The sequence below is a fragment of the Ruegeria sp. CK1 genome, assembly GCF_056536545.1.
On record NZ_JBQFPX010000003.1, the window covers coordinates 137,720 to 160,388 of the forward strand.

General features: G+C 54.8%; 20 protein-coding genes. 8 read left to right on the forward strand and 12 right to left on the reverse strand.

Going from position 1 to position 22,669, the window contains the following annotated elements:
* Nucleotides 1–6 precede the first annotated feature (6 nt).
* Nucleotides 7–984 (forward strand): GDP-L-fucose synthase, encoded by a 978-nt coding sequence (gene fcl / locus ACR0L3_RS09900; protein ID WP_480745554.1) that lies wholly within the window; start codon nucleotides 7–9, stop codon nucleotides 982–984.
* A 33-nt stretch (nucleotides 985–1,017) separates the two neighbouring features.
* On the opposite strand, the gene ACR0L3_RS09905 is transcribed toward fcl, so the two are convergent.
* From ACR0L3_RS09905 to ACR0L3_RS09935, 7 genes are all read right to left on the reverse strand, one after another.
* The gene (locus ACR0L3_RS09905; protein WP_480745555.1) at nucleotides 1,018–2,094 is read right to left on the reverse strand and encodes a DUF2793 domain-containing protein; all 1,077 of its coding nucleotides are present in this window, start codon (nucleotides 2,092–2,094) and stop codon (nucleotides 1,018–1,020) included.
* Between the two features lie 195 nt (nucleotides 2,095–2,289).
* Nucleotides 2,290–3,183 (reverse strand): UTP--glucose-1-phosphate uridylyltransferase GalU, encoded by an 894-nt coding sequence (gene galU, locus ACR0L3_RS09910; protein WP_480745556.1) that lies wholly within the window; start codon nucleotides 3,181–3,183, stop codon nucleotides 2,290–2,292.
* 295 nt (nucleotides 3,184–3,478) lie between these two features.
* The gene (locus ACR0L3_RS09915; protein WP_480745557.1) at nucleotides 3,479–5,284 is read right to left on the reverse strand and encodes an ABC transporter ATP-binding protein; all 1,806 of its coding nucleotides are present in this window, start codon (nucleotides 5,282–5,284) and stop codon (nucleotides 3,479–3,481) included.
* Nucleotide 5,285: 1 nt separating this feature from the next.
* Entirely contained in the window at nucleotides 5,286–6,215 is a 930-nt protein-coding gene (locus ACR0L3_RS09920; RefSeq protein ID WP_480745558.1) for an ABC transporter permease subunit, read from the reverse strand.
* 10 nt (nucleotides 6,216–6,225) lie between these two features.
* On the reverse strand, nucleotides 6,226–7,149 hold the full coding sequence (oppB, locus tag ACR0L3_RS09925; protein ID WP_480429103.1) for an oligopeptide ABC transporter permease OppB: 924 nt from the start codon (nucleotides 7,147–7,149) through the stop codon (nucleotides 6,226–6,228).
* Nucleotides 7,150–7,215: 66 nt separating this feature from the next.
* Nucleotides 7,216–8,844 carry a peptide ABC transporter substrate-binding protein gene (locus ACR0L3_RS09930; RefSeq protein WP_480745559.1) on the reverse strand — a complete coding sequence of 543 codons (1,629 nt, stop codon included), beginning with the start codon at nucleotides 8,842–8,844 and terminating at the stop codon, nucleotides 7,216–7,218.
* 411 nt (nucleotides 8,845–9,255) lie between these two features.
* Nucleotides 9,256–10,491 (reverse strand): lytic murein transglycosylase, encoded by a 1,236-nt coding sequence (locus ACR0L3_RS09935; protein WP_480745560.1) that lies wholly within the window; start codon nucleotides 10,489–10,491, stop codon nucleotides 9,256–9,258.
* Nucleotides 10,492–10,678: 187 nt separating this feature from the next.
* Between ACR0L3_RS09935 and ACR0L3_RS09940 the strand changes: the two genes are divergently transcribed.
* Genes ACR0L3_RS09940 through ACR0L3_RS09955 form a run of 4 tightly spaced genes read left to right on the forward strand, consistent with a single transcriptional unit; the run spans nucleotide 10,679 to nucleotide 14,670 of the window.
* Complete coding sequence (locus ACR0L3_RS09940; RefSeq protein ID WP_480745561.1) at nucleotides 10,679–11,641, forward strand: cytochrome ubiquinol oxidase subunit II; 963 nt, start codon at nucleotides 10,679–10,681, stop codon at nucleotides 11,639–11,641.
* Complete coding sequence (locus ACR0L3_RS09945; protein ID WP_480745562.1) at nucleotides 11,638–13,722, forward strand: cbb3-type cytochrome c oxidase subunit I; 2,085 nt, start codon at nucleotides 11,638–11,640, stop codon at nucleotides 13,720–13,722. The genes ACR0L3_RS09940 and ACR0L3_RS09945 overlap by 4 nt, the downstream gene beginning before the upstream one ends.
* Nucleotides 13,719–14,351, forward strand: coding sequence for a cytochrome c oxidase subunit 3 (locus ACR0L3_RS09950; protein ID WP_480745563.1), 633 nt, complete (start codon nucleotides 13,719–13,721; stop codon nucleotides 14,349–14,351). The genes ACR0L3_RS09945 and ACR0L3_RS09950 overlap by 4 nt, the downstream gene beginning before the upstream one ends.
* Entirely contained in the window at nucleotides 14,344–14,670 is a 327-nt protein-coding gene (locus ACR0L3_RS09955) for a cytochrome o ubiquinol oxidase subunit IV (protein WP_480745564.1), read from the forward strand. The genes ACR0L3_RS09950 and ACR0L3_RS09955 overlap by 8 nt, the downstream gene beginning before the upstream one ends.
* Nucleotides 14,671–14,720: 50 nt before the next feature.
* Here ACR0L3_RS09955 and crcB read toward each other — a convergent pair whose 3' ends face one another.
* The gene (crcB, locus tag ACR0L3_RS09960; RefSeq protein ID WP_480745565.1) at nucleotides 14,721–15,083 is read right to left on the reverse strand and encodes a fluoride efflux transporter CrcB; all 363 of its coding nucleotides are present in this window, start codon (nucleotides 15,081–15,083) and stop codon (nucleotides 14,721–14,723) included.
* Nucleotides 15,080–15,475: a fluoride efflux transporter FluC gene (locus ACR0L3_RS09965; protein WP_480745566.1), complete on the reverse strand. Its 396-nt coding sequence runs from the start codon at nucleotides 15,473–15,475 to the stop codon at nucleotides 15,080–15,082. The genes crcB and ACR0L3_RS09965 overlap by 4 nt, the downstream gene beginning before the upstream one ends.
* 199 nt (nucleotides 15,476–15,674) lie before the next feature.
* Between ACR0L3_RS09965 and ACR0L3_RS09970 the strand changes: the two genes are divergently transcribed.
* The 3 genes from ACR0L3_RS09970 to ACR0L3_RS09980 all read left to right on the forward strand — a co-directional run bounded on the left by ACR0L3_RS09970 (nucleotide 15,675) and on the right by ACR0L3_RS09980 (nucleotide 19,844).
* Nucleotides 15,675–17,255: an FMN-binding glutamate synthase family protein gene (locus tag ACR0L3_RS09970; protein ID WP_480745567.1), complete on the forward strand. Its 1,581-nt coding sequence runs from the start codon at nucleotides 15,675–15,677 to the stop codon at nucleotides 17,253–17,255.
* Nucleotides 17,256–17,316: 61 nt separating this feature from the next.
* A complete protein-coding gene (locus ACR0L3_RS09975; RefSeq protein ID WP_480745568.1) occupies nucleotides 17,317–17,856 on the forward strand; it encodes an RNA polymerase sigma factor in 540 nt (179 codons plus the stop codon).
* On the forward strand, nucleotides 17,853–19,844 hold the full coding sequence (locus tag ACR0L3_RS09980; RefSeq protein ID WP_480745569.1) for a vWA domain-containing protein: 1,992 nt from the start codon (nucleotides 17,853–17,855) through the stop codon (nucleotides 19,842–19,844). The genes ACR0L3_RS09975 and ACR0L3_RS09980 overlap by 4 nt, the downstream gene beginning before the upstream one ends.
* A gap of 40 nt (nucleotides 19,845–19,884) precedes the next feature.
* Here ACR0L3_RS09980 and ACR0L3_RS09985 read toward each other — a convergent pair whose 3' ends face one another.
* The 3 genes from ACR0L3_RS09985 to ACR0L3_RS09995 are packed head-to-tail and all read right to left on the reverse strand — an operon-like array spanning nucleotide 19,885 to nucleotide 22,669.
* Nucleotides 19,885–20,535, reverse strand: a complete 651-nt coding sequence (locus ACR0L3_RS09985; RefSeq protein ID WP_480745570.1) for an ABC-type transport auxiliary lipoprotein family protein — start codon at nucleotides 20,533–20,535, stop codon at nucleotides 19,885–19,887.
* The gene (locus tag ACR0L3_RS09990; RefSeq protein WP_480745571.1) at nucleotides 20,532–21,848 is read right to left on the reverse strand and encodes an MlaD family protein; all 1,317 of its coding nucleotides are present in this window, start codon (nucleotides 21,846–21,848) and stop codon (nucleotides 20,532–20,534) included. Before ACR0L3_RS09990 ends, ACR0L3_RS09985 begins: the two co-directional genes overlap by 4 nt.
* A gap of 14 nt (nucleotides 21,849–21,862) precedes the next feature.
* On the reverse strand, nucleotides 21,863–22,669 hold the full coding sequence (locus tag ACR0L3_RS09995) for an ABC transporter ATP-binding protein (protein WP_480745572.1): 807 nt from the start codon (nucleotides 22,667–22,669) through the stop codon (nucleotides 21,863–21,865).

Below are 22,669 nucleotides of genomic sequence, written 5' to 3' on the forward strand. Positions count from 1 at the left end.
AGCGGCATGCAAAAAATATACGTGGCAGGCCATCGTGGAATGGTAGGCGGTGCCATAATGCGTCGTCTGCAAAATCGACAGGCGTCGGGCGAGGCGCTTGAGCTCGTCACCAGGACTCATTCCGAACTGGACCTCATCGATCAGGGGGCCATTCGAGAGTTTATGCAGACCGAGCGTCCGGATGTAGTCATACTGGCCGCAGCCAAAGTGGGTGGTATCCACGCCAACAACACTTACCCGGCGGATTTTATCTACGATAACTTGATGATCGAATGTAACGTGATCCATCAAGCCTTTGCAGCTGGGGTCAAGCATCTGCTTCAACTGGGCAGTTCCTGCATCTATCCAAACGCGGTCCCGCAACCCATGCGAGAAGATGCTCTTTTGACTGGGGTGCTGGAACCGACCAACGAACCCTACGCTGTTGCCAAAATCGCAGGGATCAAGTTGTGCGAAAGTTATAATCGGCAGCACGGGGTTGATTACCGTTCTGTCATGCCGACCAATCTATACGGGCCCGGCGACAACTTTCACCCAGAAAACAGTCATGTCTTACCTGCTTTGATCCGCCGCTTCCACGAAGCGAAGCGTGACGGCTTGGACGAAGTGGTGATCTGGGGCACCGGCAAACCTCGTCGGGAATTCCTTCATGTGGATGATATGGCCGAAGCGTCACTGTTCGTGTTGGATCTGCCGCGCGATATTTACGAGGCAAATACCAATCCGATGCTGAGTCATATCAATGTGGGTTGCGGCGAGGACGTGTCGATTGCGGATTTGGCGGCGTTAGTTGCGAAAATCACAGGTTTTAATGGGCGGATCACGCAGGATGACAGCAGACCGGATGGCGCTATGCGAAAACTGATGGATGTGTCCCGTCTGAGTAATATGGGATGGCACGCACGCATCACGCTGGAAAACGGTATACGCGAAACCTATGAATGGTTCCTGAAACAGGCGGATGAAGACCTTCGCGTCAGGTGAAAACCCGGGCTAACGCCCGGGCAGTCCGAAAACTCAGAACCAACGGCCAATTGCGGTGACGGTGGGGATCAACGCCGTTGCATCGTTTGTCGTTGCCATTACCTTTAAATTTACTTGAGTCTCTACGGGTGTGTCGAAACCGATGAACCGGCTGTTTGCTCCGCCGCTGCCGCTGACGGCAACTGGTGCCATGGCGGCAAAGGGAACTGGGAAGTTCCAGATCGCTGTACCGCTTGCGAACAGAGTTCCGTCAGGGTTTGTACAGTTCGTTGCGGGCAGGGACGCGAAGCAGATTTGTGTGCCATCCGCATAGCGCACATATTCCCCGTTTGAAGTTGATCCACATTCGATCACGGCTCCGGTCGGCGCGCCGCCATTTTCAGAGACAGTACCTAGCACATTACCCGGGCTATAGCCGTAATCAGTTCGCATCAGTCGACCGGGGGTCGTGTCGTCGGCACTTGCCTGAACCGCAGCACCGCCCGGAATACCGTTCGCGGGGTTAAAACTCAGTGCTTCAGTCCAGGTTCCGCCGTCTGCAGATACTTTTATCGAAAAGCCGTTACTGCCCGACAGGCCCATTTCGGCGTGTCCCGTCCAATTGGACTGAAACAGCAAAGATGCTGTTTCGCTGTCTTCGGCCTTGTTGATTTTTAGCTGATGCCCACCGCCATCATGGCTGAACAATGTTGCCGGGGAGCGAACCGACAGGCGGTTTGTACTGTCGTAACCGGTGGCAATCCCCAGGCCTTCCATGTCTCGAGCTTCAATTGGTGGTTTAATCCACGCGTTGCCATCCCAAACCAAGAGTTGCTCTGCGCTTTCGTCCCATGCACGCCAACCCTTACGGGGTGGCACAAAATGCCAAGCACTGTCCAACCAAACAGCCAGAGATCCGGCCTGACCCGACCAATCTCCTGTCGGAACGTCACCCAAGGCGTGAACCTCGCCTTGTTCCGGCACTGCGGGTGGTATCGTTGCGTTGATCGAAGCGACGCTGAGCTGAGTGACAATATCTAACCGACGCAGTGCCTCGTTGTGAGTGATGTGTTTCTGGGCCTGAGATGCTTGCAAAAATGGCAGCTCCAAGCGGGGTGAGTTCTGTGACACGGGCGTCCTCCTCTGACTGTCGATCAGACAATTGATTTGCGCGCCACATTGCCGCTTTGAAGATGAATCCCTGTTGACCGGGTCGAACGCCCGGAAAACTCTTTCGTAACTCTTCGTCCACACAAAATTAAAGCGCCGAGGCACAGAATGCCTCGGCCCCAAAAAATGTTGAAACCCAAGAGTTTGAACTGTTCGCTATTGCGCAGCCTGACCTGTTGCCACGATGTCGTGCAGGTATTGGTTCAAGTCCTCACGCAGGTCATCGCGGGCTAGTGCGAAGGCAACCGTTGCCTGCAGGAAGCCAGCTTTTGATCCACAATCAAAGCGCTGACCGTCGAACTTGTAGCCAAACACTGGAACGCCGTTACCGATATCTTCGGCAATTGCGTCGGTTAGCTGAATCTCGCCGCCGCTGCCTTTTTTCATCTGGTTCAGGTTATACAGTACCGATGGGCCCAAAATGTAGCGACCGATCACAGCCAGGTTCGATGGCGCCTCTTCGGGCTTGGGTTTTTCAACCATCCCGCGCGTTCGCACAACTGGGCCAATGTTGTCGCCTACATCCAGCACACCGTATGCGCTGGTCTTTTCAGTGGGAACTTCCATGGCTGCTACCATGTTTCCGCCGGTTTCTTCGTAAGCTTCGACCATCTGCTGCAGACAGGGTTTGTCTCCGGCAATTACGTCGTCCGGCAACATAACCGCAAAAGGTTCATCCCCAATCAAACGACGGGCGCACCAAACCGCGTGGCCTAGGCCGAGCGCTTTGTGCTGCCGGATATACGCAATCGCGCCACTTTCCATGTTGGTGGCGTTCAACGTTTCCAAAAGCTTATCTTTGCCTTTGGCTTTCAGCTCTTGTTCAAGCACCAAATTGTGGTCGAAATAGTCTTCAAGGGCTGATTTGCCGCGCGATGTGACAAAAATAAATTCTTTAATGCCAGCGGCGCGTGCCTCATCGATGGCGTATTGCACCAAAGGGCGGTCGACCAGAGTCATGATTTCTTTGGGTACTGACTTGGTCGCTGGCAAGAACCGAGTACCGAGCCCTGCAACGGGGAAGATCGCCTTTGTGACCTTGCGTGCCATATAACCTCTCAAGCAATTTAACCAAGGCAAGTCAGCCTTGAACTAAGCGGACCTATTAGGCCCTGTTAACCTTGCAATCAACGCCGACATACCGTCTGCGTTTATTTTTCAAGGATGGTGCCATTTGGGGGTGAATAAGTCAAAACGATCAGCTTAAATTTGCTTAACCGCCGCAGTACCTTTTCACAACCTGCAGTAAAATTGGGCTTAGGTATTTCCATCCCGTTGGCAACAGAAGCGAACCGACGGTCACCACGTGGCCCCGAAGCCGTTTCCCGGCTTCGGGGCATGCAGGTTATGCCCCATTCATAATGGCATCCAGCGGATCATGTTCGGCCACAAAATGGTTTGGCTTAACTTCGCTCAGCTGCGGTACATAGTCTGTCTGACCTGCTGCTAAACGGCTGGGCAGAAAACGCAATGCCGCTTTCGGATCCATCGGCGAGGGGAGCTCACCGGGCAGTTTCAAACGCTGACGACTGCGCTCGACATCCGGGTCAGGGATTGGAACGGCCGAAATCAGAGACTTGGTGTAGGGATGGATCGGAGCGGAGCAAATAACTTCACCATCTCCAAGTTCTACGATCCGGCCCAAATACAACACCATGATCCGGTTTGAGACCGCTCGCACAACCGACAAGTCATGGCTGATGAATATCATCGAGAGGCCGAACTCCTGTTGCAGCTCTCGCAACAATTCAACGATTTGGGCCTGAATGGACACGTCCAAGGCGGAAACGGCCTCGTCGCAGATGATCAGCTTTGGCTTGTTAATCATCGCCCTTGCAATACCAACACGCTGGTTTTGACCGCCGGAAAGCTCATGCGGATAGCGGTTGATCATGTTTGCCTTCAGGCCCACACGCTCCATCATCTGCGCAACCAAATCTTTGCGTTCGCGTTCGGTCAGATCAGGACGATAGGTTTTCAACGGCTCAGCAATTGAGGCCGAAATCGTCATTCGAGGATCAAGGCTGGCTAGCGGGTCTTGGAAGACAATCTGCAGGTCTTTACGGTACTTGTTCAGTTCGGCCCGTCTAAGCCCGACAATCGGATGACCCAGCCAACTTACACTGCCGTCACTGGGTTCGATCAGTTGCAGAACCGCGCGGGCTAGTGTGGACTTGCCACAACCTGATTCACCGACGACACCCAGCGTTTCACCCTTACGGATATCAAAGCTGACGCCGTCGACGGCCTTAAGTGGTACTTTGCGCCCAAACAGACGGCCCTTGACGTGGATCGGGAAATGCACCTTCACGTCATCTACCTTGAGCAACGGCTCGTCGATCTTGTCCAGCGCTTTGGGGGCGTCCCCGGCATCAATACGCGGCATGGCTTCCAGCAAAGAGCGGGTGTAGTCATGCTGTGGTGCACGGAAGATTTCACGCGTGTCACCGGCTTCGACGAATTGACCCAGCCGCATGACCTGGATGCGGTCGCACATGCGGGCGACAACACCCATATCGTGGGTGATCAGGGCAATTGCGGTACCCTCATCCTTTTGCAGGCGTACCATCAGATCTAGAATGTCGGCCTGTACCGTCACATCCAAAGCCGTGGTCGGCTCGTCTGCGATCAATAGTTTGGGGCTGCACAGCATCGACATGGCGATCATCACGCGCTGACGCATGCCACCCGACAGCTCATGTGGGTATTGATCCAGACGCCGTTTCGCCTCGGGGATACGCACGCGGTCCAGCCATTCCAGGCAACGGGCCCGCGCAGCCGAACCTTGTAGCCCTTCGTGAACCTGAAGAACCTCGCGCATTTGTTGACCGATCCGCAGATGCGGAGTGAGCGCGGTCAACGGGTCCTGAAAGATCATGCCGACATCATCGCCACGGATCTTGTTCAGTTTGTTGATAGGCAGGTTCAGGATTTCCTTGCCATTCAGCATGGCCGACCCTGACGCCCGCCCAGCAGGGGGCAACAGCCCCATCGCGGCCATGAAAGTCTGACTTTTGCCTGATCCGCTTTCGCCAACAATGCCAAGGCACTCGCCGGGGTTGATATCGAAACTGATCCCTTTCACAGCCTCGACTACGCCGTCAGGAGTGTCGAATTGGACGCTTAGGTCTTTTATTGAAAACAGGCTCATATCAGCGATCCTTCGGGTCCAGAGCGTCACGCAAACCATCGCCGATGAAGAACATTGAGATGATGATGGCGACGTAGATTGTCAGGGGGTACATCAGCTGCCACAGCGTGCCGTAAGCCATGGTTCCCGCACCTTCGGCGATTAGACGGCCCAGAGACGTGTAAGGCTCCGAAATGCCAAGCCCTAGGAACGAGATGAAGCTTTCCATCAGGATCATCTCGGGCACCAACAGCGAGGCATAGACGATTACCACACCCAATAAGTTGGGTAGAATATGGCGGTACATAATGGTGAATTCGCTGACGCCGGCGGCGCGGGCGGCTTCGATGAATTCGCGGTTCTTCAGAGTCAGGGTCTGGCCCCGAACAATCCGCGCCATGGTCAGCCAGCCTACGGCACCAAGCGCGATGAACAGCATGAAGAACGACCGCCCCGCCACGACCAGCAACAAGATGACGATCAACGTGGCTGGGATCGCCAGCAGGATGTCGACAAATCGCATCATCACGCTGTCGGTGCGCCCGCCGATATATCCAGCAGCGATACCATAGCAGGTGCCGACGATCAGAGCGGTTGCAGCCCCGATCAGACCCACCAGCAGCGATGTTGTCGTCGCCTGAATGACGCGGCTATAGAGGTCGCGCCCCAGATCATCGACACCAAAATAGTGCCCGGTTTCGATCGACGGCATTCCCATGCCGGCTACGTCGCCCATGACGTTCCAGTCGATTTCCTCGTTGGTCCAAACGGCGAAGTACGGGCCGATGATTGTGAACAGTACGATTAGCCCCAGTATGAAAACGCTGGCCATAGCGGCTTTGTTGCGGACAAAACGCATGCGTGCGTCTTGCCAAAGCGAGCGCCCCTGAATGACCGTGTAGTCGGTGACGTCTTCGGCCAATTGGGCGGCTTTTTGAGATTTACCAAGCATTGCCAGCCCCTCAGTAACGGATTTTCGGATCGAACCAGGCATAAGCCAGGTCGGTCAGCAGGTTCACGACAACAGTCAGCGCGCCATACAGGATCGTAACCCCCAGCAGCACGGCATAGTCTCGCGAAAGGGCCGAGCCGACATAGGCCTGTCCCAGACCGCCGGTCGAGAAATAGATGTCGACAAACACAGACCCGGTCAGCACATAGACAAAGACAGGTCCCAGATAGGAGACGACGGGCAAAAGCGTTGGTTTCAGCGCATGACGCCAGATCACGGTTCTGGTTGGCAAGCCTTTGGCGCGGGCCGTGCGGATGAAGTTCGAATTCAGAACTTCCAGCATCGACGACCGCGTGATCCGCGCGATTGACCCCATATACGATGTTGCAAGCGCAATCACCGGCATGATCAGATAGGGCCATTGCCCACCGTTCCAACCACCACCGGGTAACCATCCAAGCCAAAGAGTGAAGGTCAGGATTAGGATCGGCCCCATGATGAAGTTCGGCAGTGCCTGAGCAGCGATCCCCAAGCCGACTGCGAAGTAGTCGATCCAGCTATTGTGTTTAATTGCGGCGGCTATTCCCAGACCGACACCAATCGTCGTCGCGACCAAAAAGGACAAGGAGCCATATGTCAGCGAGATCGGGAAGCCCTGCGCAATAATGTCATTCACGTCGCGGTCCTTGAACTTGAAGGACGGGCCGAAATCAAAATGCACGACGATGTTGTAAAGATAATCCCAGAGCTGCTTCCACAGCGGTTGGTCCAACCCGTACCGCGCCTCGATATTGGCCAGAACTGCCGGTGGCAAAGGTCGCTCGGAGGTGAAAGGCCCGCCGGGCGCGAAGTGCATCAGAAAGAAACAGGCGACGATCAGCAACAGGATCGTCGGAATGGCAACCAACAGTCGCCGAAGACTATAGGCAAGCATTTCATGCCCCCATGATTATTGGCCCAGCCCCGGGCGGTCCCGGGGCTGGGCGTGGTTCAAAGACGATTATTCGGCGCGCTTGTAGAGGTTTTTCGAGTACCAGTTTTGCTCGACGTTATTGATCGGCCAGTTCCCGACATCGGTGTCCATCATGTAGACGCCAGCATAGTGATAGATCGGGATCACAGGGGTTTCCTGTGCGATGATACGCTCAACTTCGGTGTACAGAGGCGCTGGGTCATCGGAAGTTTTGGCCTGGGCCAGCAGCTCGTCAACGCGGGCATTGGCATATTTGCCGTCGTTGTAACCGGAATTCGACTGCAGCAGGTCCAAGAAGGTCGAGGCTTCGTTGTAGTCACCGCACCATGCGCCGCGGGCCAGATCGAAGTTCTGGTTGCCACGCTCTTCCAGGAACACTTTCCATTCCATGTTGGCCAGCTCGACATTCACGCCCAGCTTCTGCTTCCACATCTGGCTCAGCGCCACGGCGACTTTCTTGTGGTCTTCGTTGGTGTTGTAGACCATCTCAAAGCTCAGCGGGTTGTCCGGGCCGTACCCAGCACCGGCCAGCAGTTCCTTGGCCAGTTCATCGCGCTCGGGCTGGGTCATCGAGGCCATTTCAACTTCGGGCACGGTGAAGCCTGCGGTGGCTTCGGGTGCGAAGGTGTAGGCTTGCGGCTGCCCGCCTGCCATCACTTTTTCGGTAATGATTGCACGGTCTACTGCCAGTGACAGTGCTTGGCGTACATTGGGGTCTTTGAAGGCTTCGGGGCCGTCTTCCGTCAGGTTGAACGTGTAATAATAGTTACACAGACGCGGGAAGCTGATCGCTTCGTCCGGATGTTCCTGGCTCATGCGGGGGAATTGGCCTGCGGGGACTTCGGTACGGTCCAGCTCGCCGGCCAGATATCGGGTCAGGGCAACGTTTTCGTCGTTGATCACCAGCGTTACGACTTTGTCGAGGATGGTGTTTTCGTTGTCCCAATACATTTCGTTGCGTTCACGAACCGAACGTTCCTGCGGCAAGTGTTCGGTCCAGACATAGGCACCGTTTGAAACGATGTTTTCGGGGCGTGTCCAGGCGTCGCCATGTTCCTCAATTACCTTTTGCGGGGCAGGGAAGGTGGTCGAGTGTGTGGTCATCTGCGGGAAATACGGCAGCGGTGCGCTTAGGGTGACTTCCAGCGTGTGATCGTCGATGGCTTTGACGCCCAGTTCGTCAATCGGCTTTTCGCCGGCAATAATCTCGGCGGCGTTCTGGATCGACATTAGCTCCATGAACCAAGCGTAGGGCGAGGACAGAGCAGGATCGACAGCGCGTTTCCAAGCGTACACAAAATCACCTGCGGTTACCGGGTCGCCGTTCGACCATTTGGCGTTGTCGCGCAGTGTAAAAGTGTAAACGTCTTTGGTGTCGTTGGTTGTGTAGCCGGTGGCGACACCCGGAACCAAGTTACCGTCTTCGTCTTGGTTCATCAGGCCTTCAAACAGGTCGCGGACGATCTCGGCACCGTAGGTGTCTTCGACAACCTGCGGGTCAACCGAGCTGTGTTCATCTCCAAGGCGATAGATAAAGGTCTGGTCTTCGGCCAGCGCTTCTCCGGTGTCGGGGTGCGTGCCGGCGGCAAAGGCGGCACCAGTGATCATGGTCGAGGTCAACAGCCCCGCCAGAGACGTACGAATATACTTGTTCATTTTGTTCTACTCCCGTTTTTAGGGGCATGGCACGCGCATTCCTTCAGGATGGCTGCCAACCACCATGTTTGTCCGACCCTGAGAGACCGGGACTGGTTCAGATTTTGCTTTATCAGATCGCAATGAACACCGCGTCGCAGTCTTTCGGTTTGCAGTCGGGAACGTGTCTGCGAAAGTCGCCTTTCACTGGCGCCGAAGGTGGCATTATTTGCAGGAAGGATAAAGGTGGTGACTGCGAATTTAGCAACCACAGGTGGATTGTGAGCGATTGTAAGCCATGCTCGGGGGTGGCCGGAAATATAATAATGAAACCAGAGCCAATCTTGACATTTTTGTGAACACCGCCCCCCCAAGCGTGGCCCGTGGGTCGCGTTGAAATGCGCTAGTTGACCCAACGGCACGCGCGAATCGCTACTGTGCCAGAAGGGCTTTCATGCTGGCTTCTGGGAAGCAGGTGGGCGTGCTGCCAGTCGCTTGTTGCCAACGACCGATAGAGCGGCGTGTTTTGAAACCGGGTAGTCCGTCTACTCCGCCGACATCATGTCCTTGTTGTTCCAATGCCCTTTGCATAGCCGCGATATCCGAACGGTAAAGCTTGCCTACGTAGCCCCAGCGTCCTTTAAAATCGCCTACGCCATACTTAATGCGGTCACCCACATGTCCTACGAAAAGGGCATAGAGGTCACTTTTGTTGTAGTCCTTCAGCACGTAGAAATTTGGTGTGACGATGAAAGCAGGGCCATTGCGACCTGCTGGCATCATAAGGAAGCCTTGGCCTTGCAATTCATGCTCTGGAAACGGTCTGCCAGACACTCGGGTAGCACCCAAAGCCGCCCATTGCTGAATGGATTTACCTTGGTCTGGACCCCCCAAAGCACAAGAAACCGAAGAAGGCACGGTTACTTCAAAGCCCCAATCACGCTCGGTTGCCCAGCCGTGTTGGGACAGAAAATTCCCAATCGATGCGATTGTGTCTTCAGCGGAACCCCAAATATCAAATCGACCGTCGCCATTGCCGTCTGCCGCATAGGTTAGAAAGTTTGAAGGCATGAATTGTGGTTGACCCAACGCGCCCGCCCAGCTGCTTTTCAAGGAACCCGGCGGCGCGTCACTGGCTTCTGCAATCTGCAAGGCGGCAATCAGCTCATTGGTGAAGTAGTCAGAGCGAGTGCTCATGAACCCTTTCGTGCCCAGCACTTGAAATGCGTTGTGACGGATTGGCACTTGGCCATATCCACTTTCCCGCCCCCAGATGGCCAAGATGATGTGTCCGGGTACACCTGTTTCTGCCTCAACGCGCGCAAGGGTAGCCGAATGGCGACGAGCCATTTGTCGCCCCGTGGCTGTAGCCCCCTGCACAGAGCCTTTGTTGAAATAACGCTCTGGAGATCCAAACTCCGCTTGCTTTTGCTGCTTGGGCACTTGCGCTGAACTGCCCGGTGGCACCAAATCCGGCAGCTTCCAGTTGAGTGTGACCCCTTCGAATGCCTCACGCATCGTGCGTCGCGAGACACCCTTGGCTTCAGCCTGCGGCCAGACCGTATCATTTAGCCACGCCTGAAACTGACGTTCGACCGCAGCGCGATCCTGTGCGTAGGCGTTAGTTGCAAGGCACCAAAGAAAGAGGGCGAGAATAAATCGACGCATCACAAAAATTTCTCGCTCTTGGCTCCTGTTAAGTCAACAGCAGCATCGGTTGTGAATAGCACAGTTGTAATGTTCTGGTTGTTCAAGCGACTTGCAGGACAAACAGTGGTTTTGCGAAAATCCTTGAGAAATTTTCTGACTCTGTCGATAGTTGGCCGAAAGCGTAGTCGAAAAAGGACGATCAAACGTGGCCTTACTCAGACCTTCAGCCATATCGCTGACCGTACTGATAACGGCTGCAATTTTTGCTGTTGCGGCGCAGGGCGCATTGGCAAGCGACAGTTTTATGGACCCTCAAGGCCCGATAGCGGCGGTGCAAAAAACCCATCTGCTGCGAGCAACTGTCCTGATCTTGATTGCAGTAGTGCCGGTTCTGGTGCTGGTACCGTTAATCGCTTTGCGATACCGGCGACGCAGTGGCGGGGCAGCAAAGTATAGCCCAAAATGGGATTTTTCGGCAAAGCTGGAATTTGTCATGTGGGGTGTGCCGGTTGTAATCGTGGCGTTGTTGTCCTTTTATCTTTGGAAAGCCACGCATCGCTTGGACCCATACGCCGCTACTTTCGGAGAAACGCCTGCGCTGAACGTGCAGGTCGTGGGTCTGGATTGGAAATGGTTGTTCATCTACCCCGATCTGGGCATCGCAACCGTCGGTGAGTTTGGTATTCCGGTTAAACAGCAGATAGCTATGACGCTGACCACAGATACGGTGATGCAGTCGTTCATGATTCCAGCTCTTGCCGGTCAGATTTATGCCATGCCGGGGATGACGACACGGTTGCATCTGGTCGCGGACACGCCAAAGACGATGCAGGGTGAAAACACACAATACAATGGCCGCGGTTTCACAAAGCAAAAGTTTCTGACCCAGGCAATGCAACTTCAGGACTTTGATGCATGGGTGGACAGTGTTCGGGCGAATGGCATCCCATTGACTGATGACACCTACCGAACGCTTGCCATGCGCACGGATCGGGATGAGGTGCAGGCGGCGTTGGGAACCGTACAAATGCCCGTCAATGCACTGTATTTTACATTGCAGGACGGAGACTTGTTTCAGTCCATTCTACACCGCTATCACGGCGGGCAACCGCTCTCTCTGGATCAACAACCGGGTACCGTCGAATACGGGCAAGGTGGTGCGCAATGACTGAATCCGGATTCTTTGGCCGTCTGAACTGGGATTCCTTCCCGATTGCGGGTCTGATCCAAGACCCCAACGCGAATGAAATCGTGGCCAACGCTGCCGCGGCGATTGTGATCATAGGCGTCGTGGCAGTGGTTGGTTTGCTCACGTGGTTCCGGCTCTGGGGGCCATTGTGGCGCGATTGGTTGACCAGTGCCGACCACAAGAAAATAGGTATCATGTATATCGTTTTCGCAATCGTCATGCTGGCGCGTGGCGTTCTGGAAGGCGTGGTCATGCGCGCCCAACAGGCTGCAGGACCAGGCGATGGGTTCCTTGAAGCTGAACATTTTGCCGAGCTGTTCAGCACGCATGGTACGATCATGGTGTTTTTTGTCGCCGTACCCTTTGTTTTCGGCGTCGCAAATTTCCTGATCCCGCTGATGATTGGTGCGCGCGACGTGGCCTTTCCGGTGATGAACCAGATCAGCCTTGGGCTGACGGTGTCCGCAGGCATGATGCTGATGGTATCGTTGGTCGTGGGTGAGTTCTCGACCGGCGGCTGGACAGCGTACCCGCCCTATACCGGCGCGGCCTTCAATCCCGGAGTTGGCCCAGACTACTGGATCTGGGCCATCGTCGTATCGGGCATCGGCACCACGCTGACAGGGATCAACTTTGCGGTCACAATCTACAAGCTGCGCGCGCCGGGCATGAAGTTTATGCGGCTTCCGATGTATTGCTGGACGATCATCAGCAGCTCGATCCTGATTATCTTTGCCATGCCGCCGCTTGGCGTGGCCGCGCTGATGCTGGCGGCGGATCGCTACCTGGATTTCCACTTTTTCACCAATGACCTCGGCGGCAATATGATGAACTACGCCAACCTGTTCTGGCTGTTCGGTCACCCTGAGGTCTATCTGCTGGTCCTGCCCGCATACGGTATCTATTCCGAGGTTTTCGCCACTTTTTCAGCCAAACGCCTTTATGGCTACAACTCTCTGGTTATTGCCACGATGTGCATTGCCGTGTTGTCGTTCACGGTCTGGCTGCACCATTTCTTCACAATGGGCCAAAGCGCCCTGATCAATGCGGTGTTCGGTATTGCCACCATGCTGATCGCCATCCCAACCGGTGTAAAAGTCTATGACTGGATGGCAACACTCTACCGAGGCCGCATCAGGTTTTCAGTGCCGATGCTATACGGCTTGGCGTTTCTGATGCTGTTTGTGATCGGTGGACTGTCGGGCGTGATCCTGGCCAACCCAACTGTGGACTATCAAGTGCACAACACCCTGTTTTTGGTCGCGCATTTTCACAACGTCTTGTTGCCGGGTGTGCTGTTCGGCTTGCTAGCCGGATACAATTATTGGTTCCCCAAGGCTTTCGGCTTCCGCTTGAGCGAATATTGGGGTCGTATCACAGTGTTGTTGTGGACGGTCGGCTTCATGCTGACCTTCCTGCCGCTATATTTTGTTGGCCTGATGGGTATGCCGCGCAGGTCGTTCAGTTGGGAAGACCCGAGCTTCCACCCGTACATGATCGTTGCCGTCATCGGCGCACTTGTGATCCTGATGGCCCTATTGTCGGTGATCGTCCAATTGTGGGTCAGCATCCGTGACCGTGACAAGACCCGTGTTCCAGTCGGTGATCCTTGGGACGCGCGCACGTTGGAATGGTCGATCCCCGCACCGCCGCCTCCGTACAACTTTGCTATCATTCCACAGGTTACGGACCGGGATAACTTCGCAGCTGCCAAGGAGCGGGGTAAAGCTTATCCGACGCCGGAAGACTATGAAGACATCAAGATGCCGAAAAACACCGCCATTGGTTTTATCCTGTGTGTGCTCAGCGGTGTCTGGATGTTCGCGTTGGTTTGGTGGATTTGGTGGCTGGCCGCACTGGTGACAGTTTTGATGTTGCTGTCCTTCATCCTTTGGACTTTCAGGCTAAGTATCGAAGAGGTCATCCCCGCCGAAGAGGTTCGCAAACAGCACGAAGCTTGGTTGGACTTGGTTCACAGCTCTGCGGCCGTCGACCGTGACCATGAAACAGCTCCTGAAAACCAAGGCCTTGCCCGTCCAGATCTGGAGGCGGCCACATGAAGCGCGCGCCGACACACAGTTATCCGGGTCTGAATCTCGGACGACGACATGCCAGTGCCGACAAGGCCAGCGAGGTCGTAACCTTCGGTTTTTGGGTCTTTCTGATGAGCGACTTGGTCTATTTCGGCCTGATGTTCGCCATCTATATCACAATGATCGACGCGCAGGCGGGCGGACCCGGCCCGCATGAGTTATTCGATCTGAAAAGCATTTTTGCCCAAACGATGATCCTGCTCACCAGTAGCCTGACCGTCGGGTTGGCGATGTTAGCGTTGAAGTACAATCTGCCCCGGCGGCGGATTGTATTCTGGTTTTGCGTGACACTGGTGTTAGGTCTCTGCTTTCTGGTGTTGGAAATCCGCGATTTCATCGCAATGGCCGATAAGGGAGGTATCCCGCAACGCAGTGGGTTCCTATCTGCGTTCTACGGGTTGGTTCCACTGCACGGGCTGCATGTGGCGGCGGGGTGTCTGTGGTTGGTTGTTTTGGGCATTCAGCTTCGGATGTTTGGCCTGACCGATCTGCTGATGTCGCGTGTGGTGCGATTGGCCTTGTTCTGGCACTTCCTCGACCTGATCTGGATCGGAATTATCACAATCGTGTACTTCGGAGGGCTGGCCTATGGATAAGCGCAGCGAGATGCACCGCCGCGAACGCCGTAGGTATATGGTCGGTTACGGCGGTTCGTTGCTTCTGACAATCGCCGTATTCACGATCGCCTACTTCTATGGAATAGAAACCAAAGGCGTTTACCTCTCAATCGCGTTGCTTGGATTGGCGCAATTGATTGTTCAATTGGTCTACTTCCTCCATATCGACCGCCGTCGCAGTAGCCGCGAAGACTTGGATTTGGTCCTGTTTTCGACGCTCGTTTTGCTGATCATTATTCTCGGAACGGTTTGGATTATGGGGAACCTCGCGGTTCGGATGCACACCTATCCTATGTAGTTCTTGGAAACAGGCGGAAATTATGAACGGCAGGCGGCAAGTCCCGCTCATTAACCCATCAGAATCAAACCCAGCCAAAGTGCGAACCAGCACAAGACTAAGCTCAGCAGAATGTTCCCTGCGGCCAATGCAATCGTGCGCTCGCGGTGCAGTTCCAGTGACTGATAGGCAAAGCTGGAAAACGTTGTAAAACCACCGCAAAATCCGAACACCAGCCGTCGCTCTTCTTCCCCCATTTCGACCGGCCCGCCGAGATAACCTATCCAGAGGCCCAGCAAAAGACTGCCGAGAACGTTTACAATCAAGGTTGCAAAGGGCAGGTCATGCCGGACCCTCAACGCGATCCAATGGCGTAACATTGCCCCTAAACCACCACCAAGGCCGAACATCGCGTGTAGGTAGATCTCGCTCATTCCGGCGATCTCCGACCGTGAAACCGCCGCCCGATAGCCTCACCTAAGACTGCGGCTGCGATGCCCACGACGATTTCCAGCGTTGCCGCTGAAATGGCGCCCCAAATATTCGTCGCTGCCATGCGCTCAAGCTCGGCGACAAAAGAAGAGAACGTCGACAGCCCGCCGCAGAACCCCACTGCGCCAAGATGCAGAACATGCGCGTGCACGCGATGCCTCACTGAGTAAAGCCAGCCGAGGACAAAACAGGCAAAAATGTTGATGCCAAAGGTTGCCGTCAACACCGGAGCACCAGGGATTTGGGCGGCGAACGCCTCGCGCAGGAGCGAACCGGCAGCACCACCCACAAATACGGCGGTAAACATAAGGGCAGCGGTTCGGGTCTGTGTCACATCCAATCCTTCTGCCCAATTTCATCTTTGTTTTGGCATACATATTGCCAGTCAAAGGATCAACTAAGACCCAATCTTCGAACTATTTCACAGACTATGATTGTATCGTGATCCAAAGGGATAAAGGCTTGCAACCAAACGCCGAACTGATCCACGGTTGCGACAAGCCTGTTTCGGCACCACTTTGGGAGAGCACGAAATGATTGTTCGCAACCTGTATTACTTTCTCAGCTATGTGTGCCTGCCATTGACCTTGCTTTGGGGTTATTACTGGCCTCCAGCGTATTGGCTATTAGTAATTCTAATCCCTTATGCCTTGGTTGGGCTGTATGACATGCTGACAACCAAGCACAACGTGCTGAATAATTATCCGGTTCTAGGTCATTTTCGGTACATGCTGGAATTCGTCAGCCCGGAAATTCGGCAATACTTTGTAGAAACCAACGAAAGTGGCCGTCCCTATAATCGAATTGTTCGCAGCCTTGTCTATTCTCGTGCCAAGGGGCAGGTGGATACGCAAGCCTTTGGCACGCAGTTCGACATCCAGACCGTAGGTTATCACAGAGCCAATCACTCACTTGCGCCCAAGCACGTTGAGGAAAGCGAGGAACGCCTGATTTTGGGCGGACCACAATGCACCAAGCCGTATAATGCATCGCGCCTCAATGTATCAGCCATGAGTTTTGGTGCACTCAGCGCCAACGCGATAATGGCTTTGAATGGTGGCGCCAAGGATGGCGGGTTTGCACATAACACCGGCGAGGGCGGCCTTTCTCCGCACCATTTGGCCGAAGGCGGAGATATTATTTGGCAGATCGGCACTGGCTATTTTGGCTGTCGTACTCCTGAAGGTGGGTTCGATAAGGATTTATTCGCGGAAAAGGCCAAAAAAGACGTGGTCAAAGCGATCGAAATAAAGCTTTCACAGGGCGCAAAGCCATCGCACGGAGGGGTATTGCCAGCAGCCAAGGTGGATAAGGAAATTGCTGAAATCCGCGGCGTTTCTGTGCACCAGGACGTCATCTCTCCGCCAATACACTCTGCGTTCGATGGCCCGACGGGATTGATGCACTTTGTACAACACCTAAGGGAAATGTCGGGCGGTAAGCCCATCGGGTTCAAGCTTTGCATTGGTAAGCGATCCGAATTCATGGCGATCTGCAAAGCGATGCTGGAAACTGGAATTCTGCCCGATTTCATCACTGTGGATGGGGCTGAAGGCGGCACTGGCGCGGCTCCGGTTGAGTTTACCAACAGGTTGGGCGTGCCGTTGAATGAGGCGCTGATATTCGTCAACAATTGCCTGCGCGGAGTGGGGCTGCGTGACAAGATCCGGATCATTTGCTCGGGCAAAGTGGCCACGGGTTACGACATGATCGAGAAATTCGCGCTTGGTGCGGATATGTGCAACGCGGCGCGGGCGATGATGTTCGCTGTTGGGTGCATTCAGGCGCTGCATTGCAATACGAACCGATGTCCCTCGGGCGTGGCAACGCAGAACCCTATTCGTGGACGCGCCGTTAACGTGCCGCAAAAGCGTAAACGGGTACATCGCTTTCACGACGCCACACTGGAAAGCTTCCGCGAGCTCTTGGGGGCAATGGGCAAGGAAAAAGTTTCTGAGCTGCACCCAAGCGATATTCGCAGACGCCTGGCGGATGAACAGGAACGGTCCTACGCGGACCTTTACACTTTTCTCGATGAGGGTGTTTTGCTGACGGACAAGATACCCGAGGAATTCGCGGCAGACTGGAAATTGGCCAAGGCTGATCATTTCTGATTTTTTTTGACGAGCTGCCAAGGATTGACGTTTCCGGTACGTCATACCCATCGTGATGCGCATGAAAACATCGGATGAGGATCTGGCCGGAGCTGCCGCGAAAGGGGACGCAGACGCGTTCGCATCCCTTTTGGCGCGACACTATGATCGGATCTTTCGCTTGGCATTCCGACTTACTGGGCGCGCGGATCAGGCCGAGGATCTGACGCAGGATATCTGTGCGACGCTGCCTGCCAAAATCGCCGGATTCCGCGCTGAGGCCAAGTTCACGACATGGTTGTACCGAGTAGTCGTCAACGCGGCAGAAGATGCGCGCCGCCGTCACGCAAGTCATCGTCGGGCCGCTGACGCATGGGGAGATGTTGAGCAGATGCGCAGGGCGGAGGCAACAGAGGCTGCTGAAGCCGTGGACTGGCTACAAAGGGCCATGCGGTCGTTACCGCAGGATCTTCAAGATACATTGGCCCTGACGCTAGAGGATGAGATGACCCATGCCGAAGCCGCCGAGGTACTTGGCGTTTCTGAAGGTACCGTGTCCTGGCGCATGTCGGACATCCGCAAGCGCTTGCGAGCCCTGCGGCAAGAGGAGCTGGCAGAATGACAGACGATCTTGAAGACTTCAAAACATTGATGGATGCGGCGACGCCCGCTGCGAATACGCGGCGTCGGGCGAAGAATTTGGAGCAAGCGCAGAAAAATTTCCTGCGCATCCAAGGATCGAAGGCTGCCATACGTCCGACTGTTAAGCGAGGCCTAATGGCCCGCCTGACAGAAGGAGCGAAATCGATGTTGAACGTCCTATCCCATCGCGGTGCACTGACCGCAACAACCGCAGTCGCTGCCATAGCTTTGGTTATGATCCTGCCGCAAACTTGGGATTTTAAGGAAGGCCCAACTAACTTGCTGGGGCCAAAGCGTGTTGAGCCACAGCTCCAATCAGCCGATGTGGATCAGGAAGGCGACCTTTTACGAACCGCTCCCCAAGGCGCTTTGTCCGAACCCGTTGTCGAAGCGCCGGAACTTGTTGAAGAATTCGCCACTGAGCCGTCATTGTTGCCTCAGCCTAAAATGCGCTCTTTCAGTTCGGAGGCTGAAGAAGGTGCTAGATTCGGTATTTCTTCTGGAGCGTTGCTCGATACGTCACCTTCTACGGTGCCGGTCCCAGGTGAACTAGACCTGAACCTGGCGTCAGAAGCTGATGCCGAGGCGTTTGCAAACGCTGATACAAGCCCTTTGAAAATTACAGCCCAAGACCCGGTATCGACCTTCTCGATCGACGTCGATACGGCGTCTTATTCGATTATCCGGTCCTCATTAATGCGTGGTCACTTGCCGCCGAAAGACGCGGTGAGGGTCGAAGAGATGGTGAACTACTTCCCCTACAATTACCCAGCTCCAAAGGGAGAGACACCTTTCCATCCAACCATCACAGTGTCTCCAACGCCGTGGAACGATGGAACGCAGCTGGTTCATATCGGCATTCAGGGCGCCTTACCCCAGTTCGAAGACCGCCCGCCGCTAAATCTGGTTTTTCTAATAGACACATCTGGTTCAATGCAAAACGCGGACAAGCTGCCGCTGCTCAAACAGTCTTTTCGTCTGTTGCTGTCGGAACTTCGACCTGAAGATCAGGTCTCAATCGTCACATACGCAGGCAGCGCCGGGCAGGTGCTGGAACCAACTCTGGCGTCAGAACGGACCAAGATTCTGACTGCGTTGGAGCAGTTGGAAGCTGGTGGCGCGACCGCTGGGCAAGCCGGTCTGCAACAGGCTTATCAGGTCGCAGAAGGCATGGCTTCGGAAGGTGACGTCACCCGCGTGATCCTTGCCACGGATGGTGACTTCAATGTTGGTCTTTCCGATCCGGAAGCCCTGAAGGATTTTATCGCTCACAAACGCGATAGCGGTGTTTTCCTCAGTGTTTTGGGTTTTGGCCGTGGAAACTTGGATGATGCCACAATGCAGGCGTTGGCGCAGAACGGAAATGGGCAGGCGGCCTATATCGATACGCTGGGCGAAGCGCGCAAGGTTCTTGTCGATCAACTGACCGGTGCGCTGTTCCCGATTGCCAATGACGTTAAAATTCAAGTCGAGTTCAACCCGGCCCAGATCGCTGAATACCGCTTGATCGGCTACGAAACCCGCGCCCTTCGGCGCGAGGATTTCTCGAACGACAAAGTGGATGCAGGGGATATTGGTTTAGGCCATACGATGACTGCGATTTACGAAGTCACCCCGGTCGGTTCTGATGCTATCCGCAACGGCCCACTGCGCTATGTCGATCAGGTTGAGGCGGAAAGCGCGGAAGAGATCGGATATTTCAAACTGCGATACAAGCTGCCCGGCGCCGCAGAGAGCCAGCTGATTGAGGAGCCGATCCTGCCGCATCAAGGAGACGCGTCCGAGGATGTGCAGTTTTCATATGCAATTGCGGGGTTTGGGCAACTGCTGCGTGGTGGTGACTATTTGGGCTCATGGTCTTATGAAGACGCGATCACGTTGGCGAATGCGTCCAAGGGCCAGGACACGTTTGGGTATCGGGTTGAAGCGGTGACCCTGATGCGTCTGGCCGAAACACTTTCACATTAGTGTGCACTGCGGGCGCCGAAGGCTGACGGCGCCCCTGCGGTTAGAATTCTCTTGGGTTATTGGCAGCGTGGGTATGGATTCTACGCACGCTCCATTCTACAGCATCCCGCATGGTCCGACCCAGAGCGTCATCAAAGGCCTTCACCAGATCCGGAGTCTGGTCACTGGCAGAGACAGTAAATTCGCGAAATGAGTTTGATGCGATGATCTTGTCTTCGTATTCGTCGATGATCTTGATATTTATTCGAACTTCGACACGAACGGTTTTTGAGTTGTCGGATTCACTGACCACCAGTCCCTGAAATTCCCGTAGGTCTGGGACAATCACATAGTCTGGTCGCAAGCCGACAGTCGAACGGCCAACGGCGGCTACTTTACCGCTGTTTTCATAGCTTTCCACCAACAGCGCTTGAACGATCAGCGGTGCACGATCCACCCAGCGCGCGCGCGGAAGATACTGAACCTGTAGCGGAGTGGGTTGCACAGCGATCTGATCGGTGTTCACCGCCGCCGTTGCGGTCGGTTCCTGAACCACAATCTGCTTCTGAACTCGTGGGAGGGACGAAGAGAATGTGCTCTTCGGTGTCAGCAAGTACAGATCATTCGGCTTAGACGCCTGCCGCAGCGTGCCCAGACCCGCGCACCCCCCCAGTGAGACTAAGGCGAGAACCACAAGAAAATGCCTGATCATTGGCTAAACTCCGATGCTTGGGTTCCAAGTAGGAAACGCGCAGGGTCACGTTCGACCTTGTCCACTAGCCGGTCGAGGCTGATGACCAGCCGTTGTGATTCTTCAACAAAGCGGGTGAACTGGGGCAGGCCGACCCGTAGAAAGTCTGAAACCTGACGCCGGTTGTTTTGTACGATTCCATCGATGGTGCCCAACAGCTCTGAGGCGGACTGCGACGCACTGAGGATGTCGGCAGAGATGTCGTCCAGCCGTTCGGTAACGTTCTTCACGGTGGTTGAAACTTCGTTTGCAGCCGTGCGGATATCATCCATGACGACGCCAACATCTTCGTTTATGACTTTGTTTGCCGAGTCAAAGGCGCGTTCGGCCGAGGTTAGCGTACCTTTGGCACCGTCCATCGCGGCAGTGATCGAACCAAGCGTTTTGTTTGCGTTCAAGAAGGTTTCTGAAACGACTGCCAGTGCAACGCTGGCTTCCTCAGACAGTCCGTTCAGATTGTCAGCCAGACTTGTCACTCGGCCGATAAGAGGACGGATATCTTCCTGAATCACACGATCGGTTGTTTCGATGGTAACTTTGGCGCTGTCTAAGGCGGATGTTGCAGATTCTGATGCTGTCTTTACGCTTTTTAAAGTGTCGGTGCCGGTTGTCAGGGCGGTTTCAGCAGTATCGGCCAGTTGGTCCAGCCGGTCTGTGAAGTCGCCAAGTTTTTTGGCAGCTCCGCCTAAATCCGTCGACAGGCTTTCGAAATCCGTAAGCGTTTTCTCTAGTTTGCCGGAAGCGGATGCAAGGTTGTCGAGTATATTGCTGACATATTCGCGGTTTTTATCGTCGACAACGGCATTGAGATTTTCCAGCAGCGTTACTGCCTCGTCCAACACTTTCGGCGCACCTTCAAACAGGGATTGAATGGCGCTTCGCTTGCTTTTGATCACGCTGTTCTGCGGCAGCCTTTGACCGCTGGCTGAGCCGCCGGTTAGCTCGACGTAACTGACACCGGTCACTCCAAGAGATTGCAGTTGCGCAATCGTGTCCTCGGTTACTGGGATATCCGCGTCGACCTCAAGCTTTACTCTAACCTTAGAGGGATCATCATCATCGAGGTTCAATGAGATAACCTGCCCGACGGGTAAACCGTTGAAGCTGACGCCGCCAGCCGCTGACAAGCCCGAGACATTATCGAATAACACGTCATAGTACGCATATTGCCGCGTCACTTCGAATTTCGCGAGCCATAGGAAAAAGCCAAATGCTCCAAGGATACCCGCAAGGGTAAATGCACCGATCAGGATGTAATTCGCTCGGGTTTCCATCGCCTCTACCTATCCTAACCCTTCTCTTGCGCCGCACGCGCTCGGGGGCCGGTGAAGTATTCCTGCACCCAAGGATGGTCGACTTTGGTCATTTCTTCAATCGGTCCTTCAACCAGAACGCGTTTTTCCGCGAGTACTGCGACCCGATCGCAAATGGCATAAAGGCTGTCCAAGTCATGCGTGACCATAAAAACGGTCAAGCCAAGGGCATGCTGTAACTCGCCGATTAGCTCGTCGTAGGCAGCGGCCCCAATGGGATCGAGTCCGGCAGTAGGTTCGTCCAGAAAAACAATTTCAGGGTCCAGTGCCAAGGCGCGAGCCAGAGCAGCGCGTTTGCGCATGCCGCCCGAAAGCTCAGCCGGGAATTTACCACAGCTCAACTGTGGTAGACCAACAAGACTGATTTTCAGGCTGCCAAGAGCCTGCATCAATTTCTCGCTGATCCCCGTATGTTCGCGCAGCGGGGCCATGACGTTCTGCAAAACGGTTAGTGAGGAGAAAAGGGCGCCGTCCTGAAACGCCACGCCCCAGCGTTTTTCGATCCGGCGACGTTCCTCTTCAGGACCGTTCAAAACATCAACGCCCAGAACCTCGATACTGCCGGCGGCGGGCTTGTTAAGCCCTACAATCGTTCGAAGTAGAACCGACTTGCCTGTGCCCGATCCGCCCACAATGCCCAGCACCTCGCCTCGCCAAACGTCCAAGTTGAGGTTCTGATGAACGACCTGAGGCCCGAACTGATTGGTCAGGTTACGCACACGGATCACTGCCTCGCGTTGCGCGTCGGTGTTGGCAGTCTGTTCCAGCACGGTGCCGTCCAT

Excerpts from the sequence above, each read along its gene's own strand:
- ACR0L3_RS09970 (WP_480745567.1), top strand. The coding sequence starts at position 15,675 with ATGATTGTTCGCAACCTGTATTACTTTCTCAGCTATGTGTGCCTGCCA.
- ACR0L3_RS09935 (WP_480745560.1), bottom strand. The coding sequence starts at position 10,491 with ATGCGTCGATTTATTCTCGCCCTCTTTCTTTGGTGCCTTGCAACTAAC.
- ACR0L3_RS09985 (WP_480745570.1), bottom strand. The coding sequence starts at position 20,535 with ATGATCAGGCATTTTCTTGTGGTTCTCGCCTTAGTCTCACTGGGGGGG.
- ACR0L3_RS09955 (WP_480745564.1), top strand. The coding sequence starts at position 14,344 with ATGGATAAGCGCAGCGAGATGCACCGCCGCGAACGCCGTAGGTATATG.
- galU (WP_480745556.1), bottom strand. The coding sequence starts at position 3,183 with ATGGCACGCAAGGTCACAAAGGCGATCTTCCCCGTTGCAGGGCTCGGT.
- ACR0L3_RS09995 (WP_480745572.1), bottom strand. The coding sequence starts at position 22,669 with ATGGACGGCACCGTGCTGGAACAGACTGCCAACACCGACGCGCAACGC.
- ACR0L3_RS09980 (WP_480745569.1), top strand. The coding sequence starts at position 17,853 with ATGACAGACGATCTTGAAGACTTCAAAACATTGATGGATGCGGCGACG.
- ACR0L3_RS09915 (WP_480745557.1), bottom strand. The coding sequence starts at position 5,284 with ATGAGCCTGTTTTCAATAAAAGACCTAAGCGTCCAATTCGACACTCCT.
- ACR0L3_RS09930 (WP_480745559.1), bottom strand. The coding sequence starts at position 8,844 with ATGAACAAGTATATTCGTACGTCTCTGGCGGGGCTGTTGACCTCGACC.
- oppB (WP_480429103.1), bottom strand. The coding sequence starts at position 7,149 with ATGCTTGCCTATAGTCTTCGGCGACTGTTGGTTGCCATTCCGACGATC.
- crcB (WP_480745565.1), bottom strand. The coding sequence starts at position 15,083 with ATGAGCGAGATCTACCTACACGCGATGTTCGGCCTTGGTGGTGGTTTA.
- ACR0L3_RS09975 (WP_480745568.1), top strand. The coding sequence starts at position 17,317 with ATGAAAACATCGGATGAGGATCTGGCCGGAGCTGCCGCGAAAGGGGAC.
- ACR0L3_RS09950 (WP_480745563.1), top strand. The coding sequence starts at position 13,719 with ATGAAGCGCGCGCCGACACACAGTTATCCGGGTCTGAATCTCGGACGA.
- ACR0L3_RS09990 (WP_480745571.1), bottom strand. The coding sequence starts at position 21,848 with ATGGAAACCCGAGCGAATTACATCCTGATCGGTGCATTTACCCTTGCG.
- ACR0L3_RS09945 (WP_480745562.1), top strand. The coding sequence starts at position 11,638 with ATGACTGAATCCGGATTCTTTGGCCGTCTGAACTGGGATTCCTTCCCG.
- ACR0L3_RS09920 (WP_480745558.1), bottom strand. The coding sequence starts at position 6,215 with ATGCTTGGTAAATCTCAAAAAGCCGCCCAATTGGCCGAAGACGTCACC.
- fcl (WP_480745554.1), top strand. The coding sequence starts at position 7 with ATGCAAAAAATATACGTGGCAGGCCATCGTGGAATGGTAGGCGGTGCC.